The sequence below is a fragment of the Oceaniferula marina genome, from assembly GCF_013391475.1.
Taxonomy (GTDB): domain Bacteria; phylum Verrucomicrobiota; class Verrucomicrobiia; order Verrucomicrobiales; family Akkermansiaceae; genus Oceaniferula; species Oceaniferula marina.
Map to the genome: position 1 here is coordinate 308,669 of NZ_JACBAZ010000002.1, position 14,475 is coordinate 323,143.

General features: G+C 53.1%; 13 protein-coding genes. 7 read left to right on the forward strand and 6 right to left on the reverse strand.

Annotated elements, in window-relative coordinates; genetic code table 11:
- Positions 1–28 precede the first annotated feature (28 nt).
- The 4 genes from typA (at position 29) to galK (ending at position 5,688) form a co-directional block, all read left to right on the forward strand.
- Complete coding sequence (typA, locus tag HW115_RS05780; RefSeq protein ID WP_178931650.1) at positions 29–1,858, forward strand: translational GTPase TypA; 1,830 nt, start codon at positions 29–31, stop codon at positions 1,856–1,858.
- A gap of 276 nt (positions 1,859–2,134) precedes the next feature.
- Positions 2,135–2,839, forward strand: a complete 705-nt coding sequence (locus tag HW115_RS05785; protein ID WP_178931651.1) for a PEP-CTERM sorting domain-containing protein — start codon at positions 2,135–2,137, stop codon at positions 2,837–2,839.
- A gap of 148 nt (positions 2,840–2,987) precedes the next feature.
- On the forward strand, positions 2,988–4,325 hold the full coding sequence (locus HW115_RS05790) for a PEP-CTERM sorting domain-containing protein (protein ID WP_178931652.1): 1,338 nt from the start codon (positions 2,988–2,990) through the stop codon (positions 4,323–4,325).
- A gap of 145 nt (positions 4,326–4,470) precedes the next feature.
- Complete coding sequence (gene galK, locus HW115_RS05795; RefSeq protein ID WP_178931653.1) at positions 4,471–5,688, forward strand: galactokinase; 1,218 nt, start codon at positions 4,471–4,473, stop codon at positions 5,686–5,688.
- Here the strand turns inward: galK and HW115_RS05800 are convergent.
- Genes HW115_RS05800 through HW115_RS05815 form a run of 4 tightly spaced genes read right to left on the reverse strand, consistent with a single transcriptional unit; the run spans position 5,685 to position 9,607 of the window.
- A complete protein-coding gene (locus tag HW115_RS05800) occupies positions 5,685–7,262 on the reverse strand; it encodes a SpoIIE family protein phosphatase (protein ID WP_178931654.1) in 1,578 nt (525 codons plus the stop codon). The genes galK and HW115_RS05800 overlap by 4 nt on opposite strands.
- A 53-nt stretch (positions 7,263–7,315) precedes the next feature.
- On the reverse strand, positions 7,316–8,044 hold the full coding sequence (locus HW115_RS05805) for an alpha/beta hydrolase (RefSeq protein ID WP_178931655.1): 729 nt from the start codon (positions 8,042–8,044) through the stop codon (positions 7,316–7,318).
- A 16-nt stretch (positions 8,045–8,060) separates the two neighbouring features.
- The gene (locus HW115_RS05810; protein ID WP_178931656.1) at positions 8,061–8,945 is read right to left on the reverse strand and encodes an NAD(P)-dependent oxidoreductase; all 885 of its coding nucleotides are present in this window, start codon (positions 8,943–8,945) and stop codon (positions 8,061–8,063) included.
- 32 nt (positions 8,946–8,977) lie between these two features.
- The gene (locus tag HW115_RS05815) at positions 8,978–9,607 is read right to left on the reverse strand and encodes a DOMON domain-containing protein (protein ID WP_178931657.1); all 630 of its coding nucleotides are present in this window, start codon (positions 9,605–9,607) and stop codon (positions 8,978–8,980) included.
- A gap of 487 nt (positions 9,608–10,094) precedes the next feature.
- Here HW115_RS05815 and HW115_RS05820 point away from each other — a divergent pair, with 487 nt between their 5' ends.
- Genes HW115_RS05820 through HW115_RS05830 form a run of 3 tightly spaced genes read left to right on the forward strand, consistent with a single transcriptional unit; the run spans position 10,095 to position 12,357 of the window.
- Complete coding sequence (locus HW115_RS05820; RefSeq protein WP_227021304.1) at positions 10,095–10,853, forward strand: DUF1287 domain-containing protein; 759 nt, start codon at positions 10,095–10,097, stop codon at positions 10,851–10,853.
- A 42-nt stretch (positions 10,854–10,895) separates the two neighbouring features.
- Positions 10,896–11,984 carry a DNA polymerase III subunit delta gene (gene holA / locus HW115_RS05825; protein WP_178931658.1) on the forward strand — a complete coding sequence of 363 codons (1,089 nt, stop codon included), beginning with the start codon at positions 10,896–10,898 and terminating at the stop codon, positions 11,982–11,984.
- Positions 11,985–11,994: 10 nt separating this feature from the next.
- Positions 11,995–12,357: a sulfite exporter TauE/SafE family protein gene (locus HW115_RS05830; RefSeq protein ID WP_178931659.1), complete on the forward strand. Its 363-nt coding sequence runs from the start codon at positions 11,995–11,997 to the stop codon at positions 12,355–12,357.
- A gap of 263 nt (positions 12,358–12,620) precedes the next feature.
- Here HW115_RS05830 and tsf read toward each other — a convergent pair whose 3' ends face one another.
- Together tsf and rpsB are read right to left on the reverse strand one after the other, a co-directional pair.
- Positions 12,621–13,487 (reverse strand): translation elongation factor Ts, encoded by an 867-nt coding sequence (gene tsf, locus HW115_RS05835; protein ID WP_178931660.1) that lies wholly within the window; start codon positions 13,485–13,487, stop codon positions 12,621–12,623.
- Between the two features lie 75 nt (positions 13,488–13,562).
- The gene (rpsB, locus tag HW115_RS05840; RefSeq protein ID WP_178931661.1) at positions 13,563–14,246 is read right to left on the reverse strand and encodes a 30S ribosomal protein S2; all 684 of its coding nucleotides are present in this window, start codon (positions 14,244–14,246) and stop codon (positions 13,563–13,565) included.
- Positions 14,247–14,475: the final 229 nt, after the last annotated feature.

The following is a 14,475-nucleotide window of genomic DNA, read 5'->3' on the forward strand; positions in this document are numbered from 1 at the left end:
ACCTTTTTACCACCCCCTTTTTTGTGCCATGACTAAGAATATTCGTAATATCGCCATTATTGCCCACGTCGACCACGGGAAAACGACCTTGGTGGATGAGCTGTTGAAGGCCGGAGGAGCCTACGGTGAACACCAGCAAGCCGGGGAGCGGGCGATGGACTCTATGGACCTTGAGCGTGAGAAGGGGATTACCATTAAATCGAAAAATACGTCGGTGAAGTGGAACGATTACACCATCAACATCGTGGACACCCCCGGACACGCCGACTTCGGTGGCGAGGTTGAGCGGGTGATGAAGATGGTCGATGGGGTGCTCTTATTGGTGGATGCCCATGACGGCCCTCAGGCCCAGACGCGTTTTGTATTGCGTAAAGCCCTGCAGCAGGGGCTTACCCCCATTGTGGTCGTGAATAAAATCGACCGCGAGCACAGCGTCCCGGAAATGGTGCATGACCGGGTGCTTGAACTGTTTCTGGAGCTTGAGGCATCGGAAGAGCAATTTGAAGCCCCCTTTGTTTACGGCTCCGCCAAAAACGGTTTTTTTGTCAAATCACTGGATGACGAGCAGAAGGATGTGTTGCCCTTGCTTGAAACGATCGTGGAGCATGTGGAGGCACCGGATTCCGACCCCGAGGCTCCATTCAAGATGTTGGCCTCCAATATTTCATGGGATGATTACGTCGGCCGTGTGGCACTGGGTAAGGTGCAATCCGGTTCCGTGAAGAAAGGGGACAGTATCTTCCTCATCCGCAAAGATGGCACCCAGGTCCGGGGCAAGGTGACCAAGGTCTTTGAATACAGCAGTTTGTCGAACCAGGAATCCGCCGAAGGGGAAGCCGGAAATATCGTGGGTGTTGCCGGATTCGAAGATATCGATATTGGTGAAACGCTTTCTGCTGACCCTGAGGCCGAAGCTCTTCCCTTCGTGGAAATTGATCCGCCAACGGTGAAAATGCAGTTTTCCATTAACGACGGCCCCTACGGTGGTCGCGAAGGTAAACACGTCACCTCCCGGGCGATTCGTGAGCGACTGTTGCGTGAGGTGAAAACCAACGTATCGATTGAAGTCAATGATACGGATGCGGCCGGGGTGTTTGAAGTGGCTGCCCGTGGCGCGATGCAAATTTCCGTTTTGGTGGAAACGATGCGCCGTGAAGGATACGAAGTCCTGGTTTCACGTCCGATGGTGATTACCCACAAGGGAGAAAACGGAGAGGTTGAGGAGCCGTTTGAAACGCTCTTTGTCGAGGTCCCGGATGAATACACCGGAGGCGTGATGAAAACTCTGGCCAATCGCAGGGCAAGGATCGAGGACATGGGAACCAATGCCCACGGCGCCACGATTGAAGCCACCATTTCTACCCGTGGACTGATTGGTTTTGAATTTGAGCTTCTGAACCTGACCAGTGGTCATGGGGTGATGTCGCACTTGTTTAAAGAATACGCACCTCACTGCGGGCATATCAATACCCGTAACACCGGAACACTGGTGAGTATGTCGACGGGAACCGCCATGGCGTATTCCTTGCTTCCACTTGAAGAGCGAGGGAAGCTTTTTGTCGCTCCTGGTGAGGAAGTGTATGAGGGGCAAATCATTGGAGAAAACCCACGTAAAGATGACCTTCCGGTCAACCCGGTGAAGGCGAAAAGTTTGACCAACCACCGATCGGCAACCAAGGGAATCACCGTTGGCCTGGCCCCTCCCATTAAGATGTCCCTCGAGCGGGCCATTGAGTATATCGCCCATGATGAACTGTTGGAGGCGACCCCGAGCCATTTGCGCCTACGGAAACGCATCCTCGACCCCCATGAGCGTAAGCGTGCGGTCAAAGCTGCCAAAGCCGAGGCCGGGGTGTAAGCGGAATCGGGCTCATTGAATCAACGTGTTTTACTAAAGAGGATCGCTGAGAGCCGATCCATTCTTCGGGCGTACTTCAAATCGGAGCGTTCTGCTTTGATATGGCTGTCGGTTATCAGGGGCTGATAATCCGTTCAAAGCTTACTTTTCGGACATGGCTTATATTGGGAGCAGGCAATGCCTCCTGTGTAAAATTGACGATGGGAGGTAAAATAATCAGTTGATTGTATTGTGCATGAGTGGGTTATGATCCCCTTGGTAAACCCATAGCGTATAATGAAAATGAAACAAATAATGACTTTGGCTGGTTGCGGTTGCTTGATGGTGGCGCCTACCCAGGCTGCGACTGTACAGTTCAACGTTATCAATCTCTTTGGACACAATCCGGGAAATGATCTTACATCGGCAGCTCAATTTTCATCTCAGGTTGATATCGGAGCGTTGTCGGGTGATTTGCTTTTATCTGGAACTTCTTTTGATCTGACCTTGAGGGGGGTAGAGAGTAATGGCTCTACTACAGATGTAACATGGAAAGATTCTACAGATTCGTATGCCCCTGGGGCTGGAACTGCTGGTTCACAGGAAAAAACGCGCTGGGCTACAGATGAAGAAATGAATTTTACATTCAGCAATTTTGATATACTTGCTGATAATCCAACGGTTCAGGTTACCGATATTTTAGTCGTAGAGACTTACTATACCCAGTCTAGTAACAGCGATGGCAAGCAAATGGATTATTGGTTAAATAATGGGACTGTGACCAATGGAATGATTCATGCATCTGATGGAACGATGGCATTAACAGGCTTGAGCATTGAAGAGGATGATGTTTTGAATTTTAAGTATAAGGGAACGAATTACGCCCGATTAGATTACAAGTTATTAAAATTCGAAGTTCAGTATGAAATCATCCCCGAGCCCTCTTCAGCCGCCTTGCTCGGTCTCGGTGCCATGGGCCTACTGATGCGTCGCCGCAAATAAACCACTCTTCATTGTGTTATCGTTTCCCGGTAGGTGGGCTTCGGCCTGCTTGCCGGGTTTTTTCTGGGTGTGATTTGAGTGAAAATGAACGATATGGCGGTAAAATGATCGCTTGCCTGACCGTCTGTGTCTGAATAGGTTGATAGCTATGAAATTGGCTTCCCCTCTTAGCTTCATCATCGGCATGCCTTTTGTTGCTCTTGCTCCTCTTTGCACAGGGGCAGTGCTAACTTTTGACAACTCTGCAGGTGATGGCAGCATTCAGAATAGTGGGAATTGGGCTCCAGGTTATGATGCCTTGCCTACCACGGGTGTGCATATCGGTGAGGTGATAGATCAGTCAGCGCAGCTGGAGGATCGTCAGGTGAATGATCTGGAAATCACGTTTAAAGGTTCGAGTGCTTTTATTGCCAACGTGAACTCTGCGGTGCGGCTTGATGATGTTCACTTTACCTTTCAAGATACCAGTTCCTGGACGAACAACAATGGCTCAGGGACGGAAAACTTGATCATTGGCCGGGTGAGTGGAGCCAACAGTTCATTAACCTGGAACAGCAGCGGGAGTTTGACCAATGTGAGCCAGCTTGACGTTGGCCAGACGGGAACTGGAACCTTGACTCAGTCGGCGGGCTCGATCAGTGCCTCGACATTCAATATCCATAATGGAACTTACACCTCGACGGGGGGGGGAACGTTAACTGCAGGAAAGGCTACGGTGACAGGAGGAACTGCATCCATCGGTGGAACATTGGAAACGACAGCCGCTTCCGGGGCGGCAATGAGCATCAGTGCGGGGAATTCGGTGGCAATCAAATCCGGTGGAGAGCTCAAAAACACCCAAAGTGGGGCATCTATGACGATTGATGGTGGCTTACATCTGGATCTAGACGGTAAACTCAATCACAATGGAACGATTAATGTGAATGCCGGAGGAACCTTGAGCGCTGATAGTAAATTGGATATCAGGGGTAGCACCCTCATCCATAATTCTGGAACGATCTCCGTTGTGACGACCTTGGACCTGGCTTCTGGAACTGACGCCTCCCTTTATTTTTCGGCAGAGGCTATCTTTGCGGGTAACACGCTGGAGGTCCTGCAATTGCGTAATGGGACGAGCCTTGGCTTTGAGATTGATGGGGCTGGTAATCACTCAACGATCACAGGAAATTCGTTACAAGTCCGGATGGGGAGTACCCCTGATTTGGTCGTGGATTTTCTTGTCGCTCCAACCATAGGTCAATCCTTCGACCTGATTACCGGAGTAGAGAAATTTTCCAATTACCAAGGTGTAGGCTCTGGCTATGAGTTTAACACGGTGACGGTCAATGGACTGGAAGCTGGTCAGGAATACGATTTAATTTATGATACAACGTTGGCGAATCAGGGCTTTCTGAGGTTGGAAATTATTGACTCTATCCCTGAGCCCTCTTCAGCCGCCATGCTTGGTCTCGGTGCCATGGGCCTGCTGATGCGTCGCCGCAAATAAACCACTCTTCATTGTGTTATCGTTTCCCGGTGGGTGGGCTTCGGCCTGCTTGCCGGGTTTTTTATTTCCGAGTGGGTCACGCTGTCGCGATTATTTGACTCATGGCACTCTTTTGGCTGGTGGTTGTGTGACGATCAGGTAAGTCATGGACGACCAACGAGGTAATCTAATGATTGAGCATAATGACGATGCTTTTCAGCAGCTACAATCAGTAGCCAAGGAAAAGTTTGTGGAAGAATTCGGGATCGACCCGTTTTGGATGGTATCCGCGCCGTCCAGGGTGAACCTGATCGGTGAGCATATCGATTATTGTGATGGTTTTGTTCTGCCCTTGGCAATCAACCGGCATATCGTGATTGCAGCCGCACCCAACGGCACTTCACAGGCGAATATGGTATCGACCTTATTTCCCGGGGAACCCGCTGTTGTGATGGTGGATGAAGACCCGGTGATGGGAGAGCCTCGCTGGGCCAATTACATCCGCGGGGTCTTGGACGGTTTTCGATTGAAGGATTTGTGGCCTTTGCCTGGCTTTGACGCAGTGGTGCATTCCAATATTCCGCTCGGAGCCGGACTGTCGAGCTCGGCGGCGATAGAAGTGGCCTTGGCGACGCTGGTGGAAGGTCTTTTGGGGATTGAGATTAATCCGAAAAACAAAGCCCTGCTTTGTCAGCGGGCCGAGCAAAAATTTGCCGGGGTTCCCTGTGGTATCATGGATCAGTTTGTTTCGGTGTTTGCCCAGCCTGATCACGTGGTGTTGATTGACTGCCGGTCACAGCAGGCGCAACCGATTCCACTGGCGGACACGTCGGTGGCGGTGATTATTGCCGATACGAAAATTCAGCATGAGCTCAGCGACGGCAGTTATGCCAATCGGCGAAAGCAAACGGAGATTGCCTTGATGATTTTGGGTAAGGACTCCTGGCGCGAGGTGTCGATGGCGGACCTGGAGGAAGCGAAAGGTGAGATGAGCGAAGTGGTGTTCCAACGTGCCAGACATGTGATCACGGAGATTGAGCGCACCCAGAAGGCGGCGATGGCGATTGCGCGTGGCAAAATGGATGAAGTGGGCGGCTTGATGCGCGCCAGTCACTTGTCGCTGCGTGATGATTTTGAAGTATCGTGCCGGGAGCTCGATATCATGGTTGAGGGTGCATGGCACATCGGCGAGGCCGGTGGTGTGCTCGGCAGCCGGATGACGGGAGCCGGATTCGGGGGTTCCACGGTTACTTTGGCCCGGGCTGAGCAAGCGGAGTCCGTGATGGAAGCGATGAGCCGCAATTATAAACAAGAGACCGGAATCGAGCCTCACATCTTTTCTACCAAGGCTGTGGGTGGGGCCGAGCTGAGCGATTTGCTTTAGTGCACATCCATCGCCAGCAGGCAGACGTCATCGTCAAATTCACCGTCTTTGGAGTGGAGCCGGGCAGAGGCGAGCAAGGTGTCGAGGCTGTTGCCGAGTTTCTCTGAGCTCGATGCCTGGAGGCTTTGGAGGATGTGTTCGATGCCAAAGGCTTCGTTATTTTCATTCTCCACTTCATAGAGCCCGTCGGTGAAGAGGAGCAGTCGGTCGAGTTCGTCGAGGGGGATCGTTTTGCTGGTATAAGGGGTTTTGGCGATCAGTCCGAGTGCGGGGTTTCCTTTGCCCGAGTTCATGGGAACCTGGCGGGCTTTACCGTCTTTGATGATGATTGGAGCCGGGTGCCCGGCACAGGAATAGGTGAGGGTTGCCTTTTTCAGATTAACCACACAGTAGATTGCGGTAGCGAAGAGCGTGACATTGGCACGCTCAAGGATGGAAACCAAGCCGTCATTGATGCCATAAAGAAACCATTCCGGGCTGGTTGCCGCGTCCCTCTCTTTTTCCATCAGCCCGCGCAACATGGAAACCACGAGTGAGGATCGGACACCGTGGCCCATGACATCGCAGATCAGGATGCCGGTTTTGTGTTGTGAAATGGGAATGATTTCGAAGAAGTCCCCTGCCAGATCGGATGCCGGGGCATACCGGCAATCAAAGGAAATTTCCCGGTCGTATCCACGCAAGGTGTGTTCATCCAGTCCGAGGGGGAGGAGCGCCTGTTGAATTTCTCTGGCGAGCTTGAGTTCCTCTTCGATCGCCTGGTTACGGTGGTGAAGTTCGTTGGCGACTCTGGCGAGTTTCCGTTGGGTCTTGACCAGTTTGGTGATGTCACTGGTGATGCCAAAGATCCCCTGGACATTGCCCTTGTGATCGAGCCACGGTAGTTTTGAAGTTTCCGCCCAAGTGTCATCTTTGCCTTCCCATGTTTCGCATTGAATCACATTGATCTGAGGCTCGAGGCTTTGCATGATCTCGAGTTCGTTCTGGCGAGCGATGTCCGCATGGGAGGCGTCAAAAAAATCGTAGTCGCTTTTTCCTAACAAATCTTGGACTGAAGCCGCTCCGAGTTTTTCCGCTGTGGAGCTGTTGGAAAGCACAAACCGTGAGTCTGTGTCCTTGTAGTAGATATTGACCGGAATGTTTTCAACCAGTTGTTTGAGCCGGTGTCGTTCTTCTTCCAGCGCGGTTTCCGCATTTTTGCGTTTGGAGATATCGATGACGGAACCAACAATCCGGATGGCTTTCTGGTTGTAGTCGCGGATGACGATCCCACGCACGCGGAACCATCGCCAGGATCCGTCCGGGTGGCGGTAGCGGAGGTCGACGGCTAACAGGTCGTTGTTGTTCGGGGTGAGGGCTTGCTCAAATGAGGTTTCGAAGCTTTCGAGGTCATCGGGGTGAAGGTATTTCTTGGCGTCGATGGCAAGATTGGGAGCCGCCTGGGCGTCGTAGCCGAGAAATTCAAGCGCACGATCCGAGTAATAAATGTCCTTGTCGCCAACGTACCAATCCCAGACACCCTCGTTCGAGGCACGGAGTGCCAGATTGAGTCGGTCCCTGGAATCTGTTTTCATCGTCTGGTATATAAACGTTGCTTGTTCTGAGAATCAACCTTGAAGCTGAAAATTTAGAAATGTTTTTCCAACCAGTCGAGAATCTTGGTGCAGACTTCATGGTGATATCCTTCAAACGAGTGGTCTGCACCGGGGATTTCGACCAGTTCGCGGGGGGCTCGTAGTTTTTGGTAGAGCTCCTGGCTGTCTCCGGGCAGGACCACATCGTCGTCGAGCCCGTGGATCAGTAGCCAGGGGAGGCGTAGTTCCTTGACGGCATCCAGAGTGGAATCAACCTGGCGAAGGTCGTTGACGTAGGTGGAGGACAGCGGACATGCGGCTTCGTCCCACATCAGGTCGTGGTCAGGTGTAAGTTCTCCAAATTCCCGTTCGACAAAGTTGGAGGTGTGAACCATGCCGGCAAGGTGGACCATGAGCTGGATGCGTTCGTCGCGAGCTGCGGTCAGGGTGCCGACTGCTCCTCCCATGCTATGGCCGATGTAAGCGATTTTTTTGCCTGGGCCGTGTTGGTCGATCACGGCGGTGAGGTCTTCGATTTCCTTGCTGATGTTGGAATCTGCGAATGCCCCTTCCGATTCTCCGTTGCCAGAAAACGAAAGCCGAAGACAAGGCCAGCCATTTGCGGCGAGGTGTTCGGCCACAGCGATGAGCAGTGGCCGGTCCTTGTTGCCGGTGACACCATGGCCAAGGATGACCAGATGATCGGGATGGCACGATGCCCCTTGCCCCGGGTGAAAGCTGAGGTCGAGGCGTTCGCCGTGGCGGTTGTGGGTGGGTGTCATAGGTGTCGGGGGTGGATTAGGAGCGGCCGGGGAAGGTGAGTTCGGCGATGCCGGATTTGTCGAGTTCTCCGAGACCGGCGTCGATCATGCGTTGATATTGATGTTCAGTGGCTTGGGAAAGAGGAACCTCGACTCCGGCCTCGGCCGCTAGGCTGTTGGCGATGCCGCTGTCTTTGGCCGCGTGAGACGCGGAGAACCAGCACTCGTGGTCGCGGTCGATCATGTCGTCGGCATCGGTTTCCAGCACTCTGGAGTTGGCTCCGGTCTGAGCAAAGACCTCACATAGCATTTTGGTGTCGAGTCCGAGGGCATCGCCCAGACCCAGCCCCTCGGCGAGGGCGGCGGTATTGATATTCATCACCATATTGACCAAAGCCTTGACCTTGGCTGCTTGACCGGCGGGGCCGATATAGCGCAGGTTGGTCGAGAGGGTTTCGAGCAGCGCTTGGTGTTGATCAAAGACAGCTCGCTCACCGCCGATCATCAGATAGAGTTTGCCTTCCCGGGCTTGGCTGATGCTGGATGCCATACAGGCTTCAAGCGAATGGGCTCCGGCGGCCTGGCATGCTGCTTCCACTTCCTGGTGAACCTCCGGACTGACGGTGGCACAGTTGATGAAGGTTTTTCCTGTTGCTTGTGTAAGCAATTGGTCGGGCGAGAAGAGCTCGCGCATCGATGTGTCATCGGTGACCACGGTCAGGATGACGTCGGCCTCCTCACATACCTGGGAGGGCGAGGTGGCGGCGGTGCTGCCAAGTTCGTTGGCGAGTTCCTGAGTGGTTTGCGGAAGAATATCGTAGACGCTGGTGATGGTATAGCCGCAGTCGGTGAGATGGCGGGCCATGTTGGCGCCCATACGGCCGAGACCGATGACGGCAATGCGGGAAGTGGTGGTGGACATGTTGGTTTTGAGTAGGAGGTTAATAAATCGGTTTAGACTGATGGAGTCTCATTGTGAAATGTCAAGCCGCCGTCGTGGATTTGTACAGGCTGGAGTAAGTCGGGGTGGTGAAAATCCGGTTCGATGCCTGCAGGCGCTGGTGAGGCCGTAAGAAAACGTTGTTGCGGGGATTCGACGATAAAGGTGACATTGATTTTGGTTTCCGAACCAAAGTCGAAACGCGCTTTTAGGATTTCGAGCGGGATGCAGGCTGCCGTCAGCCATGAGCCGTCCGGTGAAAGGTCGGCATAGGTCTTTACTCCGGGAACCGGAAGATCTTCCTCTTGCGCTCGCACACGAGGCGCCGTGAACTCGGCGCTCCACCAGGCACCATTGGGAGCCAAGTTGAACTCCAGATAGCGTCCGGACGCAGGGTGGCTCAGGAAAAACTCGGCGACGTCATACTTCCATAATTCAGGTGTGAATTGACCTGGCCGGGCGTCAGGGTGGATGTGTGCAGGAGAGCGCCGACTGGCGACAAACCAGAAGTTTTCCGTGTCCGTGGCCAGTCCAAAGGCGGCAGGCACGTCAAGTGGAGCCCCTTCCCAGTCTCGATCAATTCCAAATAAGGCGAGGTCTAAGGCGCCCCATTGCAGGGCTGTGTGTTTGTGTTCGATCAACATGATGCTGTAGAGTGATAGATGAATGCTGTAGCCTAGCGTGCCGAATCGCAAGCTCAAGTTCCCATCGACCCCCGGGAGCATGAGACAAATGCAACTAGTTAAGATGTCTTAAGTATTCAATATGCGTGACTTGTCTTTTTTTTATGGAAGTGGCTTGCCGGAAAAGTGGTGGGCAGAACGCACGTTTGTTTTTTAAGATTTTATTTCACCCCGGCGGAAGAGTTGGCGGATTGGGAGTCTAACATCAAAAATTAGAAGTGTGATTTTGCCGTGAGTCTTAAAGAATCTTAAAAACAATGAGAGGGGTGAAAAAAATCATAAAGACTGAGTTGGGTCTGATTGGGATAGGTTGGTGTATGGCGAGGTCATTTTTATTGAGATACTTGAAAAACACTCGTCAGGCGGACGCGTATTTGATAAAAATTCCACGCCCTTTAGAACATGAATCCCGAGCTGATTCCTCCGAGCTCGCACCTTTACATCAAGAATGCGCCGCAGGCAGAATAATAGGCATAACCTACATGCCATCGAATACATCGGACCGCGCCCCAAGAAGCCGGCCCGTAAGCCGTGGGGCGGCGGATGGTTGATGGTTTTATTGGTGATCGTCGGAGTGGGTTATGTTTCCCGTCCCTTTGTTGGCAAGATACTGGCTCAGGCTCAGCCGGTGACGGATTTGAAAGTGGAAAAGACGGTCGCTTGGTTGGACATCGGAGATACCTTTGGTCATGCCTTGGCGAAGGTCGCTTTGGAGCGAACGCATCAGGAAGTCCAATACGATGCGGCCTATTTTAAAATTGATTATCCGGGTGGGGATGTGCCGGGGAACCGTGGAACCAACACGGATGTGATAGTTCGAAGCTATCGGGCTCTGGGGATTGACCTGCAGCAGCTGGTGCACGAGGACATGAAAAAGAATTTTCGGATCTACCCGCAGCTATGGGGGGCTCAGAAACCGGACACCAACATCGACCACCGGCGGGTTGAGAACCTGCAGCGGTTTTTCACTCGCCATGGATCGGAGTTCGAAATCCCGGTTGAGGGAGTGAACATGCATGATGTTGCCTGGGGGGATGTGGTGGTCTGGTTGCTGCCCAATGGTGACTCCCATATTGGGATTGTGGTGCCGGGTCCGGAGGATCGACGCAATGAAATGTGGGTGGTTCACAACAATGGTGAAGGACCGAAGTGGGAGGATGTGTTATTGGAGTATCAGGTCATCGGCCATTACCGCTACGACGGGTAGATCCTCCTTGCCTAATGGTATTGCCCCAGTAGACTGCAGCGCGTGAGTCAATTACACGTCATTGTCGGCACGGATGAAGGCACGGTTTCAGAGGAGGCTTTGAAGACCTTTACCCGATTGAAGCCGGAGGGCGGTGATGAGTTTTCCACCGAAATCATCGATGGGGTTGCCGCGAATGCAGACGAAGCGTATTCAGCTTGTGGTAAGGCGATCGAGGCTCTGCAGACCTTGCCTTTTTTTGGAGGAGGTAAAACGGTGTGGCTTAAAAACGTGAATTTCCTCGGAGCAGACCGCACAAGTAAGGCGGAGGCTACCAAGGCAGGAACGGAAGCCTTGCTCGAGTGTTTGCAAGCCGGCATGCCCGATGATGTGCATTTTGTGTTCAGTTGCTCGAGTTTTAACAAAAGCCGGTCGCTGTGTAAATTTCTCGCCAAGGAAGGGGACTTTCGCAGTTTTGACAAACCGGATGTTTCCAGAGATGGCTGGCAGGAGCAGGTTGCCCAGTTGGTGCGTAGCTTGGCTGCGGAGAAAGAGATTCGATTCACAGCGGAAGCTCTGGATCTGTTTGTGATGCTCGCCGGTGAGGACACGCGTCAGATCCGGTCGGAGCTGGAGAAAATGGATATTTACTTGGGAGATCGGCGGGAGGTCAATGAGGAGGACGTGCGTTTGATGGTCCCCTTGAGTCGGGCTGGAGTGGTGTTTGAAATTGGCAATGCCCTGCAGAAAAAAAACGGGGCGAGGGCCTTGGAGCTCGTGGATCAGCAGATGGCGCGGAAGGAAAGTGCCGTTGCCATTTTGCGGGCATCGATTATTCCCACGGTACGCAATCTGTTTATGGCAGCAGCAGCGGGAGACGGGCGCAAGATTCCGAATAACAATTATAATCAATATGCGGCAGCACTCAATGCGATCCCTGAGCGGGAGCGTGCCTGGCTTCCGCAGAAAAAGGCCGGCGGAGTGAATGCCTATCCATTGTTTCTCGCAAGCCGGAGTGCCGCTGGGTTTGGTTTGGAGAAGCTTCGGAAGTCGATGCAGTCCTGCCTCGAAGCAGACCGTTGTCTGGTGACGACAGGTTTGGACGACCGGATGGTCTTGCATCGATTGATTGTTAGTATTTGTTCACCCTGATCGCGAAAATATGAAAACTTTTATCGTAGCCGCACTCATCGGTATGGCAGCTGGATTGCTGGGCGCCCTGTGTGGTGTTGGCGGTGGGATTGTTATGGTTCCCGCTTATGTCACCATTTTAAAATTGGAGCAAAAGCAAGCGGTAGCTACGTCCTTGGCCTGCATCGTGATCATTGCGATTATCAGCACGTTGAATAATGCACGTAAACCGGATTTGATTGATTGGCGCATGGTGGCGCTGACCGCAGGTGCTGCCGCCTTGGCTGCGTGGTTTGGTACTGATTTGATGCATAAACTCAGCAACCAGCATTTGACCCGTCTTTTTGGTGTCGTGTTGTTGGTTTTTGGTGTGAAAATGCTGATGGGTAAGTAATACCATTTAACCGGGAGAATGGTATAAGCTTGGGTTTCTGTCGGCAGGTAAATCGCGCATCGCCAGTGTGCACCTTCGATGGATCAGCCAGCCTGCCGACAGCTTAAAAAGCTGTCCTACCTTGGTTTGTGCCAAGTTGCAGGGCCAATCTGCCTTGGTTGTCTTAAGCTTGGGGCGCAAAAAACCCCGCCGTGCACTCTGGCAGGCGGGGTTGGAAATAAGGTGGTTGAAAACGCCCTTAGAGCGAATTCATCATTGGGCCCTTAGGCGCCGATGGTGTAGCGCTCGTAGCGGGCGATGCTCAGGCTGTCATCAAGCTCCTTGCCTTTGGCTGTGAGGAGTTCGGTGATGCTGACTTTGTCGTCCTTAACAAAGGCTTGGTCGACGAGGCAGACCTCGGAGTAGAACTTGTTGATTTTGCCAACCAGGATCTTCTCGATGATTTGCTCAGGCTTACCTTCGTCCAGTAGCTGCTTACGGCTGATTTCCTTCTCTTCCTCGATGGTCGAAGCGTCGATGTCATCGCGGTTCAGGCCGGCAGGGTTGGAGGCTGCGGTGTGCAGGCAGAGGTCGCGGGCGAGCTCTTGGAAGGTCTCGGTTGCAGCCGTTTCGGCTTTGCCGCAGGTGAGTTCGAGGATCACACCGACTTTGCCACCCATGTGGATGTAGCTTGCGATGGTTCCGTTGGCAGCAAGGCTGTAGCGGTTCAGGCGCTTGATCTTGATGACTTCACCGAGTTCGGCGAACTTGGCACCCATGGCGTCCTGGACAGTGCCGTCGCCGTGGGCGACTGCAGCGGCAGCTTCGGCGTCGGTGACGTCGGAGTTGGCGATGGTGTTGGTGATGTCTGCGACAAATGCCTGGAAGTTATCGTTTTTGGCGACGAAGTCGGTTTCGCAGTTGACTTCCACGATGACACCCTCGGTTCCACCGTTCACTTGAGCGGCGACGAGACCTTCGGAGGTTTCACGGCCGGCACGTTTGACGGCTTTGGTCATGCCTTTTTCGCGGAGAATCTTGGCAGCGGCGTCGAGATCGCCGTCGGATTCTTTGAGGGCTTCTTTACAGGCCATCATGCCTGCGTTGGTCATTTTGCGCAGCTTCTGCACAACAGATGCGGTAATTGCCATAATAAGTTAATCGTTAATGGTTAATGGTGGTCAGAAAAAGCATTGGGCGGCCGATGCCGCCCAATGAGATAAAAGTTAGTCTTGCTTGGCGAGGGCCACGGAGTCCACCAGATTCTGGAGAAGCAGACGGATGGAGCGGGTGGCGTCATCGTTACCTGGAACCGGGTAGTCCACAGCGCTCGGGTCGGCATTGGAGTCGACGATGGCGATGACCGGGATGTTCAAACGGCGGGCTTCAGCGACGGCGATGGTTTCGCGTGCGGAGTCGACGATGACCATGGCGGCAGGAAGCTTGTCCATTTCACGGATACCGCGAAGGTTACGAAGCAGCTTGGTGCGCTCACGTCCGAGTGCGGAGAGTTCCTTCTTGGACATTTTCTTGAAATCAGGGGATTTCTCGATGTCTTCGAGGTACTTCAGACGCTCGACTGAGCGACGGATGGTGGAAAGGTTGGTCAGGGTGCCACCGAGCCAGCGGTGGTTAACGTAGTACTGTCCGATTGCTTCAGCAGCTTCAGCGACGGCGTCCTGAGCTTGGCGTTTGCAGCCGACGAAAAGAATTTTTTTACCTTTGCCGGTGGTTTCGGCGAGGAAGTCCGAGGCCTTATCGAGGCACTTTACGGTTTCTTCCAGGTTGATGATGTAGATCCCGCCTTTGTCCTTCATGAGGAAGGGCTTCATTTTCGGGTTCCATTTGCGGGTCTGGTGTCCGTAGTGGACTCCAGCGTCGACCATTTCGTTGATGAGTTCGTTTACCATGGGTATAGGTTGTCCACCCTTGATTCAGGATGGCTCTGGGTATGTTGGAAAATCCGCCGCTCTCGGAGAGCTCAAGTTGAGCTAAGTCCTTCAATTTCCCGTAGTTGTTAAGGCGGCGTAGCGAAGGCTGGCGGGTTCCTAGGTGGTGGCGCCGACTTTGGCAAGCTAATTTTGGGTCTAGCGAAAAAAAAGAGTCGTTCTGTCTGTTGGCGGGGGCTGATAGTTTGGG

Coding starts and splice junctions, on each gene's coding strand:
- typA (WP_178931650.1), top strand. CDS start 29: ATGACTAAGAATATTCGTAATATCGCCATTATTGCCCACGTCGACCAC.
- HW115_RS05785 (WP_178931651.1), top strand. CDS start 2,135: ATGAAAATGAAACAAATAATGACTTTGGCTGGTTGCGGTTGCTTGATG.
- HW115_RS05790 (WP_178931652.1), top strand. CDS start 2,988: ATGAAATTGGCTTCCCCTCTTAGCTTCATCATCGGCATGCCTTTTGTT.
- galK (WP_178931653.1), top strand. CDS start 4,471: ATGGACGACCAACGAGGTAATCTAATGATTGAGCATAATGACGATGCT.
- HW115_RS05800 (WP_178931654.1), bottom strand. CDS start 7,262: ATGAAAACAGATTCCAGGGACCGACTCAATCTGGCACTCCGTGCCTCG.
- HW115_RS05805 (WP_178931655.1), bottom strand. CDS start 8,044: ATGACACCCACCCACAACCGCCACGGCGAACGCCTCGACCTCAGCTTT.
- HW115_RS05810 (WP_178931656.1), bottom strand. CDS start 8,945: ATGTCCACCACCACTTCCCGCATTGCCGTCATCGGTCTCGGCCGTATG.
- HW115_RS05815 (WP_178931657.1), bottom strand. CDS start 9,607: ATGTTGATCGAACACAAACACACAGCCCTGCAATGGGGCGCCTTAGAC.
- HW115_RS05820 (WP_227021304.1), top strand. CDS start 10,095: ATGCGCCGCAGGCAGAATAATAGGCATAACCTACATGCCATCGAATAC.
- HW115_RS05830 (WP_178931659.1), top strand. CDS start 11,995: ATGAAAACTTTTATCGTAGCCGCACTCATCGGTATGGCAGCTGGATTG.
- tsf (WP_178931660.1), bottom strand. CDS start 13,487: ATGGCAATTACCGCATCTGTTGTGCAGAAGCTGCGCAAAATGACCAAC.
- rpsB (WP_178931661.1), bottom strand. CDS start 14,246: ATGGTAAACGAACTCATCAACGAAATGGTCGACGCTGGAGTCCACTAC.